This is a genomic window from Paenibacillus sp. JNUCC32, assembly GCF_014863545.1.
Classification (GTDB): Bacteria; Bacillota; Bacilli; order Paenibacillales; family Paenibacillaceae; genus Paenibacillus_AQ; species Paenibacillus_AQ lautus_A.
The window spans coordinates 5,204,871-5,222,359 of the sequence record NZ_CP062260.1; the positions used below are offsets into that span (position 1 = coordinate 5,204,871).

Annotated in this window: 17 protein-coding genes; 11 read left to right on the top strand and 6 right to left on the bottom strand. The window is 54.9% G+C overall.

All coding sequences use genetic code 11. The features are described from left to right. The first annotated feature begins 1,245 nt into the window (after positions 1 to 1,245). Both JNUCC32_RS23065 and JNUCC32_RS23070 read left to right on the top strand, forming a co-directional pair. Positions 1,246 to 2,259, top strand: coding sequence for an ABC transporter ATP-binding protein (locus JNUCC32_RS23065; RefSeq protein WP_192569962.1), 1,014 nt, complete (start codon positions 1,246 to 1,248; stop codon positions 2,257 to 2,259). Further along, a complete protein-coding gene (locus tag JNUCC32_RS23070; RefSeq protein ID WP_192569963.1) occupies positions 2,256 to 3,260 on the top strand; it encodes an ABC transporter ATP-binding protein in 1,005 nt (334 codons plus the stop codon). Before JNUCC32_RS23065 ends, JNUCC32_RS23070 begins: the two co-directional genes overlap by 4 nt. A gap of 132 nt (positions 3,261 to 3,392) precedes the next feature. On the opposite strand, the gene JNUCC32_RS23075 is transcribed toward JNUCC32_RS23070, so the two are convergent. Continuing rightward, entirely contained in the window at positions 3,393 to 3,929 is a 537-nt protein-coding gene (locus tag JNUCC32_RS23075; RefSeq protein ID WP_192569964.1) for an NAD(P)H-dependent oxidoreductase, read from the bottom strand. Positions 3,930 to 4,094: 165 nt separating this feature from the next. Here JNUCC32_RS23075 and JNUCC32_RS23080 point away from each other — a divergent pair, with 165 nt between their 5' ends. The 8 genes from JNUCC32_RS23080 to JNUCC32_RS23115 all read left to right on the top strand — a co-directional run bounded on the left by JNUCC32_RS23080 (position 4,095) and on the right by JNUCC32_RS23115 (position 12,743). Beyond that, positions 4,095 to 4,796 carry a dihydroorotate dehydrogenase electron transfer subunit gene (locus JNUCC32_RS23080; RefSeq protein WP_192569965.1) on the top strand — a complete coding sequence of 234 codons (702 nt, stop codon included), beginning with the start codon at positions 4,095 to 4,097 and terminating at the stop codon, positions 4,794 to 4,796. Next, a complete protein-coding gene (locus tag JNUCC32_RS23085; RefSeq protein ID WP_192569966.1) occupies positions 4,777 to 5,709 on the top strand; it encodes a dihydroorotate dehydrogenase in 933 nt (310 codons plus the stop codon). Before JNUCC32_RS23080 ends, JNUCC32_RS23085 begins: the two co-directional genes overlap by 20 nt. 158 nt (positions 5,710 to 5,867) lie before the next feature. After that, entirely contained in the window at positions 5,868 to 6,779 is a 912-nt protein-coding gene (locus JNUCC32_RS23090) for an FMN-binding protein (RefSeq protein ID WP_012818625.1), read from the top strand. 50 nt (positions 6,780 to 6,829) lie between these two features. Then, on the top strand, positions 6,830 to 8,704 hold the full coding sequence (locus tag JNUCC32_RS23095) for an FAD-dependent oxidoreductase (RefSeq protein ID WP_192569967.1): 1,875 nt from the start codon (positions 6,830 to 6,832) through the stop codon (positions 8,702 to 8,704). Positions 8,705 to 8,827: 123 nt separating this feature from the next. Then, positions 8,828 to 9,265: a hypothetical protein gene (locus tag JNUCC32_RS23100; RefSeq protein WP_009593826.1), complete on the top strand. Its 438-nt coding sequence runs from the start codon at positions 8,828 to 8,830 to the stop codon at positions 9,263 to 9,265. 32 nt (positions 9,266 to 9,297) lie between these two features. Beyond that, positions 9,298 to 10,302, top strand: coding sequence for a polyprenyl synthetase family protein (locus JNUCC32_RS23105; protein WP_192569968.1), 1,005 nt, complete (start codon positions 9,298 to 9,300; stop codon positions 10,300 to 10,302). Positions 10,303 to 10,392: 90 nt separating this feature from the next. Then, positions 10,393 to 11,574, top strand: a complete 1,182-nt coding sequence (locus tag JNUCC32_RS23110; RefSeq protein ID WP_228468807.1) for a PCYCGC motif-containing (lipo)protein — start codon at positions 10,393 to 10,395, stop codon at positions 11,572 to 11,574. A gap of 233 nt (positions 11,575 to 11,807) precedes the next feature. Next, positions 11,808 to 12,743, top strand: a complete 936-nt coding sequence (locus JNUCC32_RS23115; protein ID WP_192569970.1) for an MORN repeat-containing protein — start codon at positions 11,808 to 11,810, stop codon at positions 12,741 to 12,743. A 59-nt stretch (positions 12,744 to 12,802) separates the two neighbouring features. On the opposite strand, the gene JNUCC32_RS23120 is transcribed toward JNUCC32_RS23115, so the two are convergent. The 5 genes from JNUCC32_RS23120 to JNUCC32_RS23140 are packed head-to-tail and all read right to left on the bottom strand — an operon-like array spanning position 12,803 to position 16,247. Then, on the bottom strand, positions 12,803 to 13,594 hold the full coding sequence (locus JNUCC32_RS23120) for an energy-coupling factor transporter transmembrane component T family protein (RefSeq protein WP_192569971.1): 792 nt from the start codon (positions 13,592 to 13,594) through the stop codon (positions 12,803 to 12,805). Between the two features lie 45 nt (positions 13,595 to 13,639). Continuing rightward, a complete protein-coding gene (locus JNUCC32_RS23125) occupies positions 13,640 to 14,497 on the bottom strand; it encodes an ATP-binding cassette domain-containing protein (RefSeq protein ID WP_192569972.1) in 858 nt (285 codons plus the stop codon). Beyond that, positions 14,446 to 15,321 (bottom strand): energy-coupling factor transporter ATPase, encoded by an 876-nt coding sequence (locus JNUCC32_RS23130; RefSeq protein ID WP_192569973.1) that lies wholly within the window; start codon positions 15,319 to 15,321, stop codon positions 14,446 to 14,448. The genes JNUCC32_RS23125 and JNUCC32_RS23130 overlap by 52 nt, the downstream gene beginning before the upstream one ends. 16 nt (positions 15,322 to 15,337) lie before the next feature. Next, positions 15,338 to 15,883 carry a Gx transporter family protein gene (locus JNUCC32_RS23135; RefSeq protein ID WP_009593823.1) on the bottom strand — a complete coding sequence of 182 codons (546 nt, stop codon included), beginning with the start codon at positions 15,881 to 15,883 and terminating at the stop codon, positions 15,338 to 15,340. Next, entirely contained in the window at positions 15,867 to 16,247 is a 381-nt protein-coding gene (locus JNUCC32_RS23140) for a NusG domain II-containing protein (protein WP_009593819.1), read from the bottom strand. The genes JNUCC32_RS23135 and JNUCC32_RS23140 overlap by 17 nt, the downstream gene beginning before the upstream one ends. A 159-nt stretch (positions 16,248 to 16,406) precedes the next feature. On the opposite strand from JNUCC32_RS23140, the gene JNUCC32_RS23145 reads away from it, so the two are divergent. Continuing rightward, the gene (locus tag JNUCC32_RS23145) at positions 16,407 to 17,471 is read left to right on the top strand and encodes an FAD:protein FMN transferase (protein WP_192569974.1); all 1,065 of its coding nucleotides are present in this window, start codon (positions 16,407 to 16,409) and stop codon (positions 17,469 to 17,471) included. The last annotated feature ends 18 nt before the right edge of the window (positions 17,472 to 17,489 follow it).

The following is a 17,489-nucleotide window of genomic DNA, read 5'->3' on the forward strand; positions in this document are numbered from 1 at the left end:
CAACTACGCTAATGCGGCCAACTGAGCCGTTTTAAGTCCATGCATACCCGAGATTACAGAAGCTACGGGCCACTGCGGACATTCAACCCACTAAATTACTGTAATCCAGCCGTTTGGGGAGCCCGTCCGGACACACGATCCGCTATTTGCCGATAACCGACCTATTTTTCGAATCCATGCGGACACACGATCCGTTAATGCGCCCGAAGTCACCGATTAATCCTGAAATATCTCGCAATAACGGATCTGGTGTCCCCAACCTGCTGCTAAAAGGCAGAAAATCAAGTAATAGCGGAACCAGAGTCCTCAACTACGCTAATGCGGCCAACTGAGCTCATTTTAAGTCCATGTACAACCGAGATTTACTGAAGTTGTTATGGGCCACTGCGGACATTCAACCCACTAATTACTGTAATTGAGCCGTTGGGTAGCCCGTGCGCACTTACGATCTGCTAATCCAGCCGTTTGGGGAGCCCGTCCGGACACACGATCCGCTATTTGCCGATAATCCACCTATTTTCGAATCCACGCGGACACACGATCCGTTAATGTACCCAAGATCACGGATTAATCCCGGAATATCTCGCAATAGCGGATCTGGTGTCCTCAACCTGCTGCTTATAGGCGAAAAATCAAGTAATAGCGGAACCAGAGTCCTCAACTACGCTAATGGGCCAACTGAGTTCATTTTAAGTCCATGCACACCCGAGATTACAGAAGCTACGGGCCACTGCGGAACATTCAACCCACTAATCACTGTAATTGATCCGTTTGGAGAGCCCATCCGGACACACCATCCGCTATATGCTGATAACCGACCTATTTTTCGAATTCATGCGGACATTCAACCCACTAATTACTGTAATTGAGCCGTTGGGTAGCCCGTGCGCACTTACGATCTGCTAATCGAGCCATTTGGGGAGCCCGTCCGGACACACGATCCGCTATTTGCCGATAATCGACCTATTTTCGAGTCCATGCGGACACACGATCCGTTAATGCGCCCGAAGTCACCGACTAATCCTGAAATATCTCGCAATAACGGATCTGGTGTCCTCAGCCTGCTGCTAAAAGGCGGAATTTAATGAAATAGCGGAACCAGAGTCCTCAACTACGCTAATGTGGCCAACTGAGCTCATTTCAAGTCCATGCACACAAAAGCAGAAAATCAAGTAATAGCAAAACCATAGTCCTCATAATCGCAAATACAGTCAGACCAATTGAAAGCGAAGGGAGCTACGACAGATGGAAGAGCACGCATCAAATCTGCTGACGATCAAGAACCTGCGCACTTCTTTTTTTACCGAACTGGGCGAAGTGAAAGCCGTGGATGATATCAGCCTAACCGTACGCAAGGGGAGGACGCTCGGGATCGTGGGCGAATCCGGTTCAGGAAAAAGCATACTGTCCCTGTCCATCCTGCGGCTGATCTTTGATCCGGGGCAAATCGTCGGAGGCGAAATCCTGTATAACGGCGAGAATCTGCTCAAACAATCGGACCGGCAGATGCGGAAAATCCGGGGCAATCAAATCTCGATGATCTTCCAGGAGCCGATGACTTCGCTCAATCCGGTCTTCACCGTAGGCGACCAGATCGCGGAGGCCTATCAAATCCATGAAAGTCTGAGTAAAAAACAAGCCATGGACAAAGCCGTCGAGATGTTGAGGCTGGTCGGCATCCCCTCCCCGGAAAAAAGAGTCCGGCAGTACCCTTTTCAGCTGTCCGGGGGTATGCGCCAACGTGTCATGATTGCCATGGCGCTGGCATGCAATCCGGATCTGCTCATTGCAGACGAGCCGACCACGGCGCTCGATGTGACCATTCAGGCTCAAATTTTGGAGCTGATGAAGGAGCTGCAGCGAAAGCTGCAGATGTCGATTATTTTTATCACCCATGACCTGGGCATCGTCGCGGAAACCTGCGATGACGTGGCGGTCATGTACTGCGGAAAGGTGGTGGAATATTCCGATGTGCGGACCCTGTTCAAGCATCCGAAGCACCCCTACACCATCGGCCTAATGAACTCGCTGCCGCGGCATGATATCGATAAGGAAACGCTCGAGCCGATTAAGGGCTCGGTTCCGAGCCCCTATGATCCGCAGGAAGGCTGCCGCTTCGCCCCACGCTGCCCCCATGCAGCCAAGCTGTGTTACGACAAACTGCCGGAGCTTCAGGTACTGGATGATAACCAACAAGTCAGGTGCTGGAAATACACCGATCAGTGGGAACCGGAAAGCGAGGTGAACGTACTGTCATGAGCAAAGAGCTGTTAACCGTCAATAACCTCAAGCAGTATTTTCCGATCAAAGGCGGCATCCTGGGCCGTACCGTCAACGTCGTCAAAGCCGTGGATGACATTTCGTTCTCTGTGCACGAGGGGGAAACCGTCAGTATCGTGGGCGAATCCGGCTGCGGTAAATCAACCACGGGCCGGGCTATTCTGAGACTGGACGAACCGACCTCCGGCGAGGTGCTGTTCGAGGGAACCGATCTGCTCACCCTGAACAAAGCGCAGATGACCCGAAGGCGTAAAGACCTGCAGATGATTTTTCAGGACCCCTACGCTTCGCTTAATCCTAGAAAAACAGCCCTCCAAGTACTCGAAGAAGCGATGGACATCCAAAATGTCGTGCCAAAGAAGGATCGTCGGTCCCGTGCCATTGAGCTTTTGGAAACGGTCGGCCTGGCCGCCTATCAAGCCAATCGGTACCCTCATGAATTCAGTGGCGGACAAAGGCAGCGAATCGGGATCGCCCGTGCCTTGTCCGTGAACCCTAAGCTGATCATCAGTGATGAAGCGGTCTCCGCGCTCGACGTGTCCATCCAGGCACAGGTACTCAATCTGATGAAATCGCTGCAAACCGAATTCAAGCTGACCTATCTGTTCATCTCTCATGATCTTGGGGTCGTCCGACATATTTCGGACCGAATTATCGTGATGTATCTGGGGACGATCGTGGAAATCGCGGATAAACACTCCCTCTTCCGGCGCCCGCAGCATCCCTACACCCGTGCTCTGTTATCGGCCATCCCCACAATGGATCCCGACCGCAAGAAGGAACGCATCATTCTCAAGGGGGATGTTCCGTCCCCGATCAACCCGCCTTCCGGCTGCCGGTTTCATACCCGCTGCATGTATGCCACGGATCGCTGCCGATCCGAGGCGCCGTTACTTCGGGAAGTCGAAGAGCAGAGAGGCCATCAGGCGGCCTGCCACTATATTGAAGAGATTTCGGCCGGTACGTTGGAGAAGGTGTAGCTTATACGCCACCGAACTGATTATGAAGCTCAATATATACGAAAAAAAGCGAGATCCCTGATCTCGCTTTTTTCATTTTGTAAAACCGTATCCTTCGTTTCCGAATCGAAAAATGATACTCAGCCCCACTTATTATCCGGCCCTCACCGCGCCTGTCACGTGCAGCGCAAAATCCTCCGCATGACGCCGCAGCTCTTCATCTGTCAGCTGCATGGCATTATGCACGGTAAATACCGGCAAGTAGACCGCCCCTACCAGACTGGCCGCCACTTCAAAAGGCCGGGTGAGCTCTTCCACCGTGTATCGGTTATATCCTGCGTTGCCATAGGCTTCCGCTGCTCCGCCGGTCGTCACGGCCACGCCCCACTCTTTCCCCCGGAGCTTGTCGCCGCCCGGGCCATAAGCCCATCCGAAGGTCAGCACCTCGTCGAACCAATGCTTCAGAAGAGGCGGCGAGCTGTACCACCAGAAAGGGAATTGAAACACGATGCGGTCATGCCGAAGCAGCAATTGCTGTTCGGCCGCGATGTCGATGATGCCATCCGGATACCGCTGATACAGGTCATGCAACGTCACCTCAGGATGATGTCCCACCGTTTCGGTTAGCTCGCGATTGATCCGTGATCCCTCATGCAGACCCGGATGTGCAACGATCACTAGTGTTTTCATGTATGATCCCCACCCTTTTCTCGCCAAGCGTTATGTATACAAAAAGTATCAAGCCTCGGCAACGCCCGAATATGAGAAATGTCACAGGTAGCCTTATCTGTCTGTGATACTGTAGCAAGGAACATAGCGGGCGGAAAAAGTACGCCAAGGGAGGAGAATGAGAACGTGGCCCTTGTTATTCAAAATGTCAGACTGGCCCATCGCATCTATCGACTTACCGTTCAAGGCAGCTATTCGGCACGAATGGGACAGTTCTTCATGCTTCGCTGCTGGGATGCCTACCCCGTGCTGTCACGGCCGATCAGCGTTCATAACCTGACGGAGGATTCCGTTTCCTTCTTATATCGCGTGCAGGGAACCGGTACGTGGCTGCTGTCGGCGCTTCAAGCGGGTGACAAAATACAGCTGGAAGGGCCTTTCGGGCAAGGGTTTCCTAAACCCCAAGGACGGACGGCATTGGTGGGAGGCGGTATCGGAGTGGCTCCGCTGCTGCTCGCAGCTAAGGAAATTCCCGAAGCCAGCGTGTATCTGGGATACGCCGGCGTTCCCTTCGGAGTCAACGGATTCCACGAAATCAGCCGGGATGTCACGGTGAAGTCCGGCGGCACCATCGTCGATGCAGTGGACCCGAGCCGCTATGACACGATATTTGCCTGCGGCCCGGTTGGGATGATGCACAGCTTGGCGCAAAAAGCCGAAGGTACAAACGCCAAGCTCCACGTTTCCATCGAGAAGCGAATGGGCTGCGGCATCGGGGCATGCAACAGCTGCACGTTAACTGCCGCGGGTTCGAACCGCAAGGCGTGCACCGACGGCCCCGTATTTCTGGCGAAGGAGGTGAACTGGAATGATCTCCATCGATTGTGAACTGGCGGGAGTGCCGCTGTCGAATCCGATATTAGCAGCCTCGGGCACTTTCGGTTTCGGCAAACCGTATGCGGATCTGTATCCGCTTCGCAAGCTCGGTGGCATTGTCTCCAAGGGATTGACCCTGACCCCGCGGCTAGGCAATACGGGTACGCGGATCTATGAAACGCCATCGTGCATCATGAACAGCATCGGCCTGGAGAATCCGGGAATCCGGGCTTTTCTGGAGCACGAATTATCCGACATGACTTCGCACGGGACAGCGGTCATCGTCAATCTCGGCGGCGGCACTGTACGGGAATATGCGGAGGGCGCCGAGCTGCTTACCGAAGCCGGCCGCAAGCTGCGCTCAGCCGGCAAACGGGCCGTCGACATGATCGAGCTTAACATCTCCTGTCCCAACATCAAGGAAGGCGGGCTTGCCTTCGGCATCGAGAATGAGCAGGCTCGAGAGGTGGTTCGCGCAGTCCGCAACGCCACCACGCTGCCTTTGCTCGTCAAGCTCTCTCCCGGGGCGAAGGATTTGAGGGAAATGGCACGGATGTGTGAAGCCGAAGGGGCCGACGGCCTCTCGCTAATCAATACGATTCAAGCGATGGCAATTGATATTCGGGAACGTCGCAGCGTTTTTGACAGAGCCTACGCCGGATTATCCGGGCCGGCGATTAAGCCGATCGCCCTGCGGATGGTCCATCAGGTGGCCCGGTCGGTGTCCATCCCGGTGGTGGGAATCGGCGGCATCTGCAGTGCCGAGGATATCCTCGAATTCATCATGGCAGGCGCCGCAGCCGTACAAATCGGTACGTACAACTTCATCAACCTCCGTGCGGGAGATACCCTGGCTGAAGAACTGATTCAACTGATGGAGAACGAGGGCATTCAATCCCTGGATGACATTCGAGGCATTATTTGACGGATGCTCAACTTCCTGAAATTCAGCATGCTCGCCTGGACATGAAGCACCGCGTCAGTTTGTGATTTTTTTCACCGATAACTATTCTTTTTCAGAATACAATGAACTCAAGAACAATATTTGTGAAGTAATTCACAAAATTATAGGAGGAAACCAGAATGAAAAGGACACTCTCTCTATCCCTCTCCGTCATGTTGATGTTCGCGCTGCTCGTAGGCTGCGGAGGCAACGGAGACAAAGAGCCTGTCACCACGGACAAACCGGCAGAGAGCCAAAACACGGATAATGCCGGAAACGCGGAGCAACCGGCCCAAGAAGGAACGGCCCTGCAGGACGGCTTATATTACGCCGAAGGCGAATTTGCCGAGGATTCCGGCTGGAAGGAACTCGTCGCGATTAAAGTCGAAGGCGGTAAAATCGTCAGCGCCAATTGGAACGGTCTTCATAAGGACGGCGGGTTGGACAAAAAGACATTTTCCGAAAAAGGCTTCTACGGCATGAAGGAAAAAGGCGGCGCTCAAGCGGAATGGCATGAGCAGGCAGCCAAGATGGAGGAATACCTGGTGGCTCAGCAGTCGGTTGAAGGGCTCGCCTTGAACGACGAAGGCCGAACGGATGCCGTATCCGGGGTGTCGATCCATGTCAACGGTTTTACGGAACTGGCAGCAAAAGCACTGGCCGCGGGACCTGTTGAAGCAGGACCATACAAAGACGGCAGCTACCACGCGGAAGCGGCTGACTTCGATGCCAAATCCGGCTGGAAGGAAACCGTCGACGTTACCGTAATTAACGGGAAAATCGCCGCAGTCAGCTGGAACGGCGTTCATAAAGACGGAGGCACCGACAAAGTCACCCGTTCCAAATCGGGCGAGTACGGCATGAAGAACGGCGGGGCTCAATCCGAATGGCACGAGCAGGCTTATCAAGCCGAGCAGTATTTGATCGAAAAGCAAGATCCGCAGGCCATCGTAACGGGTGAAGACGGCAAAACCGATGCCATCTCCGGGGTATCCATCCACGTCAACGGATTCGTAGAACTGGCAGCGAAGGCGCTCGAAGGCGCCAAATAAGCCACAAGTACGATAGAAAGAAGACAACTATTCCTTGAGGGGAGATTCGCATGAAACAGATTATCGTGCTGGGCGGCGGATACGGCGGTATACTTACCGCCAAGAAGCTGGCTAAACGACTGCGCAAACAGAAGGATTTGCGGATAACGCTCATCGACCGCAAGCCGTATCATACGCTGCTGACCGAGCTTCATGAAGTGGCCGCCAACCGGGTCGAGGAGGATTCCATCAAAATCGACCTGAAAAAAGTATTTTCCGGATTCCGGAACGTGGACGTGGTGCTGGATGAAATCGGCGGCATCGACTTTGACGGCCAAACGCTCCAGGGAGAGAAACGGACCTACAACTACGACTATTTAGTCATCGGTACAGGCAGCAAGCCGACCTTCTTCGGCATACCGGGTGCGGATCAACACGCCTTTACCCTGTGGTCTTACGATGATGCGGTCCGCCTGAAAGAACATACCCTGAATATGTTCCGCAAAGCGGTTCTTGAGCGCAACCCGCAGGTCCGCAAGGAAATGCTGACCTTCGTCGTTGTCGGCGGCGGATTCACCGGCGTGGAAATGATCGGCGAGTTGGCCGAGTTCACGCAGCAGTTATGCAAGGAATTCTACGTGGATCCAAGCGAGGTTACGCTTCACGTTGCCGACATGGTCGACAAGATCCTTCCAATCCTGCCGGAGCCGTTAATACGCAAAGCCGAGAAGCGGCTGCGCAAAATGAACGTCAACATCATCACCGGCTCCAAGATTACGGAGGTTAAGCCGGACGGCGTTACCGTCGGCGGCAGCGACATCAAATCCCGCACCGTTATTTGGACCGCGGGGGTGGAAGGCTCCGATGTGGTCGGCAGCATGGATGTCGAGCAAAAAGGCCGCAAGCGGATTTTGACCAACGACAAGCTTCAAGTTCCTGCTCATCCGAACGTATACGTCGTCGGGGACAATATTTTCTACATTCCTGAGGGCGCGGCTGCACCCGTACCTCAAATGGTGGAAAACGCGGAACTCGCGGCCCCGGTCATTGCGCATAACATCGTCGCTGAAATATCGAACAAACCGATGAAATCCTACAAGCCGACGTTCCACGGTACGATGGTCTGTATTGGCAGCCGCTACGGGGTAGCCAACGTCGGCGTGCCGGGCCATATGTTCAGGCTCAGCGGCTTCCCGGCCATGCTGGTCAAACATCTGATCAACATGCTCTATCTGTTCCAGGTTTGCGGCTTCAACAAGGTATATCATTATATGCTGCATGAATTCTTCCATGTCCGGAACAACCGCAGCTTCGTGGGCGGGCATTTTGCCAAACGCTCGCCGAATTTCTGGCTCGTTCCGCTGCGGATTTTTGCCGGATGGATGTGGCTGTCCCAAGGGTGGGATAAGATTCATAAGATCATTGACGATCCGAATAAAATGTTCCTCATTCCTGCCAAAGCAGCCGACGGCGTAAGCGCAGCTTCCGCTGCAGGCGCCGATGCAGCCGGAGCCGGAGCGGCAGACGCGGTATCCGCCGCCTCCGCTTATACCGCAGAAGCGGTCACAGCCCTTCCGGTGCCGGATTTCTTGAAATCCATCGTCGACTGGTCGATGGACCTGATGTTCTATACCGGAGACGGCGGCTATACTTCGCTTGCCTATGTGTTTCAGACCTCGATGGTATTGGCTGAGCTGATCGTCGGCATCCTGCTGATCGTCGGATTGTTCACGGCACCTGCAGCCGTAGCCAGCGTCGCCATGGGCGCCATGGTTTGGGTATCGGGTATGGCGCCTAACGAGATGCTGTGGTACCTGGCAGCAGGAATCGCCTTGATCGGCGGATCGGGCAGCACGTTCGGACTTGACTACTATGTGTACCCTTGGCTGAAAAAGGTGTGGAAGCGAATACCGATCGTAAGGCGCTGGTACGTGTATACGGACTAATTCTTCTCTATTCAATAGAACGGCTGATCGTATCGCGCTTTGACGAATCAAGCTCAAGCCCTAACCGTTCTGCCGGCATTCACACTCTGATCAACACGAGCCTTCCGGAAGGAGTCAATAACGATGGATATGAAGCTATTACAGGATACGATCGACCTGCTTCGGTCGCATATCGATTCCGGAACGGATATCGATTGGATGGAGATGGATAACAGACCGGTGAGGGACATCGCCGATATGCTCAACGCTTATGAACTCGCCTATTCACGCAAAATGACGGTGCTGGCTTGCTGCATCCTGATTCATACTGCGCTAAACAAGCATGGCAAGCTGCAAGCGAAGGATAACGAGAGACTGACGCGTTTGCTGCTGGACGGCGATTATTTGACCGGACTCATGTACCGGATAGCCGTCAAGCGAAAGGAATGGAAGCTGCTGTCCCGGCTTCTCCCCTTTCATAAGCGCATGCAGCTCAGCCTGCTCAAGAACGTTTCACCCGAAAGGATATTCAACGAGCTTAAGCGCGAAATCCGCAGCTATCTGGAGCAGCGGAGCGCGTAAGGAGCCATCCATGGAAAGGGGCGCGGATACAGATGAACCTTCATAACCGAATCGGAGTGGATCTCGCTTCCTTCGATCGCCTGCTCCGGGAGGTCGTCAGCTCAGACCGCGACCTCCCCCCTTCCTCCGTGGTGCTGAGCAGCGTCATGGATCTCATTAATGCCGGCGGCAAGCGGCTGCGCCCGCTTATGGTCGTGCTCGGCAGCCGTTTCGGGGAAAGCGGCCATGAGCCGGCCGTCATGAAAACCGCCGTACTGCTTGAATATCTGCACATGGCCTCGCTGGTGCACGATGACATTATCGATCAATCCGATATGCGACGCGGCATGCCGACCCTGCACGAGACGACCGATGTCCAGACGGCGGTGCACATCGGCAACTACATGATTGCCCGTGCCATCGAATGGGCCGCCGGTCATCCGGGCGGCGACCCGGACGGGAACAGCGAAGACGTCTCCGAAGACGAGGCCTACCGATTAGCCGAGCTTGCGGCGCTGGTCACCGAGCTCTGCATGGGAGAATACGATCAGCTTCAACACCGCTTCGACTTCGGACTGACGATGGAGCAGTATTTGGAGAAAACGCGCTGCAAAACGGCCCTGTTGATGGCCCACTGCCTGAAAGCGGGCGCGGAAGCAGCCCATGCGGATGCCGGAACCGCTGAACGGCTCTTTCAATTCGGGGAGTCGCTCGGCATGGCCTTTCAAATCCGGGATGACCTGCTCGATTTCACGAAGCCCAGGGAGGCCATCGGCAAGCCGGCTGGCGCAGACCTGCGAAACGGCAACATTACGCTGCCGGTGCTTTACGCCCTAAACGATCCTGCCCTTGCACCTAGAATCAGGCAGCTCGGCCCTCATTCCGCCGCGGCAGACATGGATGACGTCATCCACCGCATCGCCGCAAGCAGCGCGATCGAGCAGAGCGAAGAGCTTGCCCGTTCCTATGCGGAACATGCCCAGCGCATGATCGGCGACTTCGCGGATCACCCGGCTCAGCATGATCTGCAGGCATTGCTCCATTATTTCCTGCCCTAAAGACAGACATGAAGCCATATACTCCAAACGAACAGGGATACGTCCATCATGGATGCATCCCTGTTCGATATGAAAGGATGTTTAATAGACATGCATCGCACACGAATCTGGCGGTGGCGAATTGCGCTGACGGCCTTCCTGCTCCTGCTTGCTGCCGGGGGCTTCATGCTATTCAGGACATCTCCTCTTGCGGAACAGGAGACCGTTGACACGCAAGTGAGCTCCATCGCCATTTTTGCGCTCAAGGGCTGCGGCGGCTGTTCCAAGGCGCTGGGCGTCATGGAGCAGATGGAAGCAACCTCGCCGGACTACCGTTACCAGTATTTCAGCATTTCGGAGGATACGGAAGCCGTTAACCGGTACGGTATTACGGAGCACCCGACCATCCTGTTCCTGAACGCTCAGGAGGAAGAACTCGGAAGACTGACCGAAGATATATCAAGCGACGTGATCCTGAGGGAGCTGGAAGATATCGCTGTGAACGGTACACGTCAGCCCAAGGGAACGATTCTCTCGGCCATCCCCAGCACGATGCCCAGCGTAACCCTCCATGCCTATGACCCGCATACCGGTTTATTCACGCGGGTATCCCAGTACGTGCAGACGGATACCTCCGTCAGCTATCCCAAAGTCAGTGCCATGACGATGCTGACCCAGCTTTCGGATCTGCTGCCGCCTGAACTTGAAAGTGCCATCCCGGCCGGCGTAAACTTCGTAGAAATCCGAACCGAACACGGGGTGACCGTGGTGGAGCTGTCCCCATCGTTTCGTGCCTTTACCGGCTCCGAGGAGGGAGAACGGACGGTAGAAGCCATTGCGCTTACGCTGCAAACCTTTGAAGGCGTGAACGGCGTTCAAGTGGTAAGCGGCGCGTATCGCAGCGACATCCTCTATGCGGAAGCCCTTGCTGGCCGTTCCGACGGCAAAACCGACTACCTGCTGCATCCCGATACGCCTCTACCACATATGTCCAGCGTGAAGGAATACAATGCAGCCATCCTCCATGCCAGCCACTTGGCCTTCATGCCCTGCTTCTGCGGATGCGGCGATGCCGGCCATAGCAGCAACCTCAATTGCTACTATGCTCAAGAGGAAGACGGCAGGCTCACGCCAACCACGCACGCGAAATTCTGCCAAACCTGCTTGGACGTTACGAACATGTACCTGGACGGCAGGCAGCAGGGGCTGAGCCTGAAGGAAATCCGGCAGTCCGTGGACCGGGCCTACGAGGGGATCGAGCCGACGGATACACCGATGCCGATGAATGAATAGGTATGACAAAAACACCGTTCCGTAAAGGATCGGTGTTTTTTATCTATATTTTCTATGAGATGCATTGTAAAACTTACAAAAAAGATGGTCAAATCCCAGTTCACTGATATAATTCCCATATTATAACTTTACGGCAGACATGCATCTCATCTATGATTTGACTGGGTAAATCATCCACCTTATGGGATACGCCAAAATTAAAAATCAGCAGATTAGAGGAGACGTATTACAACGTGATCAGAACATACCTAAGCTTTTTTACACTGGCATTGCTGTTTCTTATGTTTACCCATGAAGAGACGGAAGCCTCCAGCCAAAAAGTTAGTTTGACCCTCCCTAACGGGGCCAGCTACTATGGTGAAGTGAAGAACAACAAACCTCACGGAAAAGGCACGATGCGATGGGGACCTTCCAAAGTATACAGCGGCGAGTGGTACCATGGGCAAAGATCCGGTACAGGCAAATACATATCGGACAAGCTTCCCGAGGATATGAAAATCGTCTACGAAGGGGAATGGCGAAACGATCGTCCTAACGGAACGGGAATTCGGAGCGAAAGCAACCCTGATCTTGAATTTCATGTAATCTCGAAGGGCATTTTCAAGGATCATGACTTGCTGTCAGGTTATACCGTGATGCAATCCCTGGACATCCTTTGGTTTGAATACCGGAATGGGAACACTCTCTTGGAGTTTTCCGTATCGGACCAGGAGCAGGCAAATGAATTGATGCAATCCAAATTGGCCCGCGGCCGCATTCAACTGCTGAATTATTACAAAAGGGATAAGTTCACGCCTGACTACAAAGGGTTCGCATATGCAAACGAGATGGAGGACTACGGGAGTTCCGTCAGCGAAGGCGTATATCGAACGGGTGACTACGGGGTGATGGAGCTCTATACTGGACTGAATCAACGCTTCGAGGACGAAGAGTACTATAGAGTAGAGGATTACAAGAACGGGAGACTCGTCTCTGCAAGAGAAGTACCGGAGAACGGACGGTTTGCCAGGATCGTTCAAGGGAAAATCAATAACAAGAAGCATGTCCTTCAGCCTTATCTAGGTGAATTCTCAAAGCTATTAAAAGACATTGAAAACGAATCAGAGCCAGAAGGCTGCAGCAACTCGTCCACCAGCGTTTGCGGGACCTTTCCTATCCAATTCGAGTAACAATGAACCACAAACCGCAGTCCTTAAGGACTGCGGTTTTCATGCTCTTCAGACCGCCGTTACAGCAGCGCGGCTGCGGCCACGGGCAGCAGAAATGCCGCCACGAATAACGTGTCCGCCCGCTTCCATACAAACGTCCTGAACCTGCTTCGCCGCGCACCCAGGCGATAGCCCCGGGCCTCCATGGAATCGGCCAGCCCGATCGCGCGCCGGAAAGCGCCTGTCGTTACCGGGACCAGCAGGGCAATGATCAGCCGCGCCTTCTCCCTCAGCGGGCGGGATGACAGGTCCAGTCCCCGGGACTGCTGGGCCTTCCACAGCCGCTCGGCTTCCTCGAAGATGGTCGGTATGAACCGGAGGGCAATGCCGAGCATCAGCACCAGCCGATCCGTCGGCACTCCGATGCAGGTCAGCGGCCGCAGGAGGCTGCCGAGCCCCTGGGCCAGCTGCTCCGGCTGGGTCGTGAAGGTCAGCACCGCCGCCAGCATGATGAAGAGTCCCATCCGCGAAGCGGACACGATCCCTTTTTCCAATCCGCCGGCATATACCTTGAACGCGCCCACATCCAGCAGTTTCCCGCCTCCCGCATCATAAAGGATGTGAAATACCAGGATGAACAACAGCAGGAACATCAGCGGTTTCATGGCTCTGATGTAATAGCGGTACGGGATGCGCGTGGTCCGGATCACCACCGCAGTGAACAGCAGCAGCGCGAGTACCCCCATATATCCGTCAACCAGGAACACCGCCACCATAAAGAGCGGCATGGCCGCCGTCTTGGCGCGGGGATCCAGACGGTGAACCCATGAATCGCCTTCCATATATCGGCCCAGGATGATTTTTCGTTTCATGTCGGCTCCCTCCTATCTCCTCTGCCTAGCCCTGCCGGCCCTGTCCTATGATCCCAGCAGTTCCGCATACCATTCCGCCAATGCTGCCGCATCCGGAAGCATTTCCGCAGGTTCGAGTCCAAGCTGTGCGGCCAGCATACCCGCCATCCGCATGGAGGAAGGAGCCATCAGGCCTCCCTGCTCCAGCACCTCCTGCCGGTGTACGAGCTCCCCGGCCTTTCCTTGAAACAGGACCTTGCCGTCCTTAATTACCACGAATTCGTCGGCAAAGGCCACGATTTCCTCCAATCGGTGAGTGACGACGAGGACGGTTTTGCCTTGCGTCCTCGTTAATCCATGCAGCTGCTGCATCAGATCCTCCCGGCTGGCAGGATCGAGGGAGGCCGTTGGCTCATCCAAAGCCAAAATGTCGGGATCGGCCGCCAATACGGCCGCGACCGCCGCTTTCCGCATTTGGCCCGAGCTTAGCTTGAAGGGACTCTGCCCCAGCAGCTCCTCATCCAATCCGACGAAGGATGCCGCTCTGCGGACCGCCTCTGCGGCTTCAGCTGGACTCCGTCCGAAATTAAGGGGTCCGAACAAGAGATCCTTCTCCACCGTTTCTTCAAACAGCTGCTGCTCCGGATATTGAAACACCAGGCCGACCCGCTGCCGCAGCCCGGCGGGAATTTTCTTGCCGTCGCCCGATTCAAGGCGGAAATCCAAAATGCGAATCAGGCCGTCATCCGCCCGAATCAAACCGTTCATATGCTGGAGAAGCGTTGATTTCCCCGAGCCCGGCGCACCGAGGACGGCAATCATTCGGCCTTCCTCCAGCTCCAGATTCAGGCCGTCAAGCCCAAGAATAGGACTCATCCCCCGGTCCCGGTAGCGGTAAGAAACCTCTTCGAATGATATGACCATAATGCCTCCAGCACCTCCTTCTCCCTGACCAGCTCGCCGATATCGATTCCTCTCGCTTTCAGCTCCCTGCACAGCTGGAGGGCAAAAGGCGCCTTCAGCCTGCACTGCCGCAGCAAGTCGTCCTGCAGAAGCAGCTCCTTTGGACTGCCGTCCGCTGCCACCATGCCGCCGTCCAGCACGACCATCCGGTCGGCTTCGGCCATCTCCTCCACATCATGGGTGATGGAGATGAGCGTGTACCTGCCTTCGGCGTGCATGGCCCGCATCAGGCCCAGCAGCTCATGCTTGGCCTTCTCATCCAGCATGGAGGCCGCCTCGTCCATGACAACGATGGAAGGCTCCATCGCCAGCACGGCAGCGATGGCCGCCCGCTGCTTCTGTCCGCCGGACAGAGTGGCCGGATGCCGTTGGAGCAGATGGACGATATCCAGCCGCTCCGCATAGGTTCGAATCCGCTGCTGCATTTCTTCCCGGCTCAGGCACAGATTTTCCAGGCCAAACGCGATATCATCCTCTACGGTGAGGCCGACAAACTGATCGTCCGGGTTGGGAAACACCATGCCGATATGACGGCGAATGTCGCCCAGCGTGCGGCCGTTCAGCTCCAGCCCATCGATCAGAATGCGTCCCCGGCTCATGAGGAGCAGGCCGTTCAACAGCCGAATGAGCGTGGACTTGCCTGCCCCATTTCTTCCGGCGATGCATACCCACTGTCCATGGGGGATCGCCAGCGAGACATCTTTGAGCACGTTCGTACAGCCCTGCCCGTAATATACATGCTTAAGCTTTACTGCATGCTCTGACTTATCGGTTATGCCCGCCATGCCTAACGCCTCCCCCTTAGCTTTCTGTGTGAAACATGCCGAACGGATCAATACGCCGCAGGGATTCGATCAGATATTTTGCGGCCCATCCGACGAAGATCCCGGTCACCACGCCCGCCCCGAGCAGAAAGGGCAGGTAATAATAAATTTTTGCCGTTCCCAATACCAGCGAGGCTGCCGTCAATTGCCCGATATTATGAGCGATGCCGCCAGCGATGCTCACGCCGGTTAAGCTGAAATTGCTCCCCCCGAGCCTCAGCATGACATACATCACCAGATAACTCGCCAGAGCGCCGAACATGCTGAACAGAAAGGTCGAGAAGCTGCCGAGTATAAAGGCGGTCAACAATGTTTTTAAGACAATGAGCCACAGGGCATCCCTGCCCCCAAGGCAGACCAGACAGGTCAGAACCATAATATTGCCGAGCCCCAGCTTGGCGCCGGGTATCGTGACCGCGAACGGAATCAGGGCTTCCACAATGCCCAGCACCACCGATAATGATGCGCAGATGGCGATCACGACCAGCTTGCGGAGCGCATACGGATCAGGAGACAACGGCATCCGGCTCACTTCCTTTAATTTGTTCTCCGGTCACTTCCACGAACACGCGATTAGGCAGACATACGATGGTGCCATGGATGTCGTGAACGTGGCCGAACCCGATGCAGAGCTGATCCGGACAATCCGACTCCACCATCTCGATCCCTTCGCGCGAGATCCTCAAGAGGTTGTATCCCCGCTCCGTCCGGATTTCTATGTCTCGGGGCTCTTCCGTCAGCGCCACCGTATCATAATGCTTTCCGTTCACCTCGATCATGGCATAAGTTCCCTTTGCCGTTCCGTCTTCCCCCATAAACTTGGATATTCCAAACCAGGCGACAGCCGCTATCAGCACAAGCGCTATTCCAATATCTCCGCGTTTCATCAGCATCTCTCCACTTCGCTTTGCTTATCTTCATTATCAGGGCTGCACCAAGTGCCAGAAATGATTTTTCTCACATTCAGCGGGATAAGGGTCTGATACGCTGAGATCATCGGAACTCGATGCAAAAACAGCATCAGAATTCGAAGAGGAGGCACTATCATGTATAGGAAGTTTCTTTCCCGCGGCAGCCTGTTGATCATGCTCGCCCTGCTGATGACGGGAGCGATCGGCTGCACAACCAAAGCGGATCAGAAGACAGCCGCCAGCACCGAACCGGCAGCCGAACGTTACTTTATATTCGATACCATTGTAAGTCTCCGTGTTTACGATGAACGGATGACACCCCGGCATTTCGACGAGGTTAAGGCTCTGCTGGAACGGATCGACCAGCGTATGAACCGGCAACTGGCCGGCAGCGAGATCGATCAGGTCAATCAAGCGGCGGGCAAATCCGAGGTCGGCGTTTCGGAAGAGACCTTCAAGGTGGTCCAGACCGCTATCGATTACGCGGCGGCTTCCGGCGGACATTTCGAACCGACCGTAGGCCCGCTTGTGGATCTCTGGGGCATTGGAGGCGAACACCCCGCTGTACCGAAGAAAGATGAGCTGACTGCCGCCATGCAGCGAATGAACTACAAGGATGTGATTTTAAATCCGGCATCGCACGCCATCCGGCTGGAGAAGGAGGGAATGTCGCTGGATTTAGGCGCCATCGCCAAAGGATATGCCGCAGATGTCATCGCGGACTATTTGCAGCAGCAGGATTTTCGCTCCGCCATTATCGACCTCGGGGGCAACATCCTGGCCATGGGTTCGAAGCCTGACGGCTCGCCGTGGAACATCGGCATTCAGGACCCCGGTAAAGATCGCGGGCAATCCCTGGGGACGCTTGAAGTCGTCAATAAGACGATCGTGACCTCCGGCGTGTACGAGCGTTTCTTCGAAGCAGAGGGAAAAGTGTATCACCATATTCTGAGCCCCTTCACCGGTTATCCGGTCGATAACGACCTGCTCAGCGTAACGATCGTGACCGACACGTCCATGGACGCCGATGCCATGTCGACTTCCGTCTTTTCGCTTGGGCTTACGGAAGGTCGGCAGTTCGTCGAGAGCCGGGATGACGCCGATGCCATTTTCGTCACCACCGACCATCAAATCTATCTCACCTCAGGTCTGACGGATACATTCAAACTGACGAATGACGATTATCAGCTTGCCGAATAAGTTACGAAAAGGAGAAGA